Here is a 3,900-nt window from a genome sequence, read left to right as displayed (position 1 = left end):
CTTGTATAATTATGTATCATAGAAAATATCCTTTTTTGTACAGATTATACCATAGATTCTAAACAGGTTCTTAGGTAGTTATATTACTTATATACCGACGAAAGAAGGATGGTTGTATGTAGCAAGTCTGATGGACTTGTATTCTAAAAAAATTGTGGGTTGACATGCTAATCGTACAAGGACAAAAGAATTAGTATTGAAAGCTTTACAACAGGCTTATTTTCGTCAGAAACCGGAAGATTCTGTCTCGCATTATTCTGATCGAGGAAGTCAATATGCTTCCCACGATTATCAAAAACAATTACAACAGTATGGAATGCAATGTAGTATGAATAGAAAAGGGAACTATTATAATAACGCTTGCATTGAATCATTTCATGTTGTTAAAAAAAGCTCATTTATCAGCAGCAATATACAAAGCGCGCGCAAGCCCAACAAGATATTTGGGGATACATTGAAATTTTTTATACTCGTAAAAGGATTCATTCAGCGAATGGTTATTTATCACCTGCAGAAAAAGAACGTACGTGTATAAGGCTGCATAATTGAAATTACCTGTGTCTCTTTTCTTAATCTAATATCAGTTGGTATTCCCTTCTAATAAATATAAATAAATTAGTTTCTCTTTTTCTTCCTATGAGGAACACCTCCTTGCCGCCGCCTTTTACTTTGTTACGTCGGGATATTTTTTTTTCGATTTTAAGGCAAATTCATCAATGCTTTTATATAGATGCAATGTTATCCTTATACGTGTAACTTGTAGTTTTATATGCAGTTTCCCTAAACAAGTATCCTGTAGGTCCTAGACTCATTCTAGGGCTTCTTCCCATTTATCTAGAGTGATATCTTGTGTACTTCCCTTCCTTAATAAAGTACTCAGATGGATACTTTCACTCTAAATCCTTATTTATTTTTTCAATTCTAAATACTGAAGGTACATGAAGTTGCATTCTTATATTAGACTCTTCAATCGCTACTATATACTGCGGATTTAAAGCAACTTGCATTTCGTTTCCTGTTTCCACATCTATATGAGGCAATACAACAAAAGTATTAAGGAATTCTCCTTCACCATTTACAAGTGTCTTTCCAATGAGGGAACCAAGCTGAATCGATACAATATTTTCTTTCCCATTTGATAAAATAATTCTAGACAAGCTGTCCATCCGTACCCCACTCCTCACTTTGTTAAAATAACCAATTTATCATATATTTTCCGTATACTTTATATTCCCATTTTTCATATCTATGCCTCTTTCTATAAAATTACATATGGACGTAAAAAGAGAGCAACCAAGGGAATGGCTGCTCTTGCATCATTTATATAGAAAGGAAGGTCTTTGGAAAAGTACTATCAATAAGTGTTGTCCGATGCTTCATTATATGCTTATTCTTAGAAAAAAGTTCTAGACAACACATTGTTTTTGGTTTTAAAAACCATTTTTCTGCATATACTAAAAATGGTTGGAAAATTGACGCTGTCTACTGTTTATTTCAGACCCTTAACTTAGTAAGCAGTTACAATCCATCTGTTTTCCTCCAACATTTCTTTCAGAAGGGTGAAGAATGCGAATGGATATCCCTTATCCCAAAATTAACCTACCACACATCTATATCTTTGCATTCTTCATTCCTTCATACATTTCTTACCGCCTTCATCCATCACCCCATTATAAACCCTATAAAAAAAGAGCACCTCAATAATAAAAGTGCTCTCTTCTAGTACAACTTGTACTGCATGTACTTATTATTAAAAAATTACCCTAAAAACTTAATCTAACATTATGTATTATTTAGCCCCTCTTTCAACCGCTAAGCATATATGTTTAACTTTCCCGGTTATACATTCATGTCTAAAACTTAGCGGCTGAAAGAAGAGCAAAAGCTCTTCCGAATTACAATGGATGTCCGTAAATCTGCCTATACATATATCGTAAAAGTGGTTTCCGCCATCATTTACCTAATTTAAAATACCATACAATCCTATATTCAACTTTCTATTTTTTGTCCTTTATTAAAAGAACACTTTTCTCTCCTCACTATAAGCCCTGTATGTTAAAATACATATACCCTAATTAAATTTCTGCGAGGACATAAAAACTCACTTGTCCTCCTACTCACTTACAGAGCTACATGACTTGTCTTATACAGACCATTTAGCTCTCTTTTTTATAGCAAGCTATAGACTTATCTTGCACATTAGCGTTCTGTGAGAATATACGAAAAAATTATAATTTTTTAATGACTTTATCCCTATTTTTTCTTTTTCTTCTTACCTATAAAAATAACGATTACATTCTTATCAACATAATCTTAATTTCATCATATAATACTATCAATATAAATTACTTTTAAAGGATGAATAACTATGAAATTCAAAAAATTACTCTTAACTGTCTTATATTGCTCATTATCCCTAACCATACCCTCAATTAGTGTGAGCGCTCAAGAAGGACAACCTATCATTTCTGATAAAAGCACAACAAATCACTCTGTCTCTACCTCTCCTTTCTTTCCATCCATCCTTCCGAGTTTCCAAAAACTGCACACACCATCACCGGCGAATCTCCCCCAACAACTTATCATCGTCCAAACCTCTGGCAACTATAATCAACAAGAAGCCACCAATATGACTCAGCGTATTAGCAACATTGATAGCAAAACTCTATATGCTCTTTACCATAAAAATATTCGTATTAAACTCATTAACTTTCCTGTCACTTATTTACCCGAATATTCTTATTTAAGAGGGCAAATCCCTAGAGGCTGGGAAGGTACAGGATATACCTGGGACTCTGTTCCAGGTATTGGCGGGAATCCCGTTGTTGCTCGTATAGGATATAGTGATTACGGTAATATGCATACTTCAATCAATCTTGAATTACACGAAACAGCTCACGCTATTGATCGTTATGTATTTCAAAACATTAGCTATTCACAAGAATTCTTAAGGATTCATAGTCGTGAATATAATTCCTTTTCCATCAGTTCTTATTACTACTATCCAGAGGAATATTTTGCTGAAGCCTATGCCTACTATTACTTGAATAGTTCTACTCATGAAGCTTTAAAAACACGCGCTCCTTATACCTACGAATTCATACAAAAATTACCTCTTCGTTTATAATTGTATCCATGCACATGTATTAGCGGTACAACAATTTTTCAAGTCATTCCTACCACATCAAAAATTCCCTGTTTACTCTAAGTAAAGAAATAAGATGACAGAGTGACATTCTTTTTTTGTAAACATAAATACTACAAGAATTAGTATTTTTCTATATACAAAATAAAGAGCATCTTTCAAGATGCTCTTTCCATTCAACGGCTACATTCAATCTCGCACCATCGAAAACTGGTTTCGGATTTTAGATAACGTCATTATGAACCGTTTATAATTTTAATACCAACATCGTGAGCTGTGTTTTCCGACACTTCCCACCATACAAATATAGCACATTACTTCCAAAATAACCGACACATTTTCTGCCAAAAAGTGGCTACAACTCTGCCAGTGTTTTTCACAGTTCAAATTTTTCCACTGCATCTGTTACTTCTACTGGTACACCAAATATACTTTTTTTCATTTCTGTCATTTTCTTTTTAATAATCCAATGTGGATAATTCAATTCTTCTAGAATATTTCTAAAATGAGTTGGATTCAACTTTAACATATCCGGATTTCTCCCCGTATTCCTTTTATATTTAATGATTACTTCTAATAGTTCTTCATTTAACATGAATCACAATTACCTCCCCTTACAGTTTATAATTATGTATATACACCATCCGATTTCTCGATACCTGCAGTTACCCATATCTTAGAACCTGTTTAGAATCTATGGTATAATCTGTACAAAAAGGATATTTTCTATGATACATAATTATACAAGTAACGTT

4 protein-coding genes and 1 pseudogene are annotated in these 3,900 nt (G+C 33.2%); 3 read left to right on the top strand and 2 right to left on the bottom strand.

Annotated features, from left to right (window positions below):
• Positions 1-187: 187 nt before the first annotated feature.
• Positions 188-334, top strand: a pseudogene (locus ACQRBL_RS27830) (DDE-type integrase/transposase/recombinase); the annotation flags it as partial.
• Between the two features lie 62 nt (positions 335-396).
• Positions 397-549: an IS3 family transposase gene (locus ACQRBL_RS27825; RefSeq protein WP_142339572.1), complete on the top strand. Its 153-nt coding sequence runs from the start codon at positions 397-399 to the stop codon at positions 547-549.
• A 341-nt stretch (positions 550-890) separates the two neighbouring features.
• Here ACQRBL_RS27825 and ACQRBL_RS27820 read toward each other — a convergent pair whose 3' ends face one another.
• Positions 891-1,166 (bottom strand): hypothetical protein, encoded by a 276-nt coding sequence (locus ACQRBL_RS27820; protein WP_411996516.1) that lies wholly within the window; start codon positions 1,164-1,166, stop codon positions 891-893.
• Positions 1,167-2,368: 1,202 nt separating this feature from the next.
• On the opposite strand from ACQRBL_RS27820, the gene ACQRBL_RS27815 reads away from it, so the two are divergent.
• The gene (locus ACQRBL_RS27815; RefSeq protein WP_411996515.1) at positions 2,369-3,127 is read left to right on the top strand and encodes an anthrax toxin lethal factor-related metalloendopeptidase; all 759 of its coding nucleotides are present in this window, start codon (positions 2,369-2,371) and stop codon (positions 3,125-3,127) included.
• Between the two features lie 394 nt (positions 3,128-3,521).
• Here ACQRBL_RS27815 and ACQRBL_RS27810 read toward each other — a convergent pair whose 3' ends face one another.
• On the bottom strand, positions 3,522-3,740 hold the full coding sequence (locus ACQRBL_RS27810) for a hypothetical protein (RefSeq protein WP_023523857.1): 219 nt from the start codon (positions 3,738-3,740) through the stop codon (positions 3,522-3,524).
• Positions 3,741-3,900: the final 160 nt, after the last annotated feature.

Source organism: Bacillus sp. AF62, assembly GCF_050312695.1.
In the GTDB taxonomy this organism is placed as follows: Bacteria; Bacillota; Bacilli; order Bacillales; family Bacillaceae_G; genus Bacillus_A; species Bacillus_A cereus.
The sequence above is the reverse complement of the archived record's forward strand: the minus strand, read 5'-3'. Positions and strand labels throughout refer to the sequence as shown.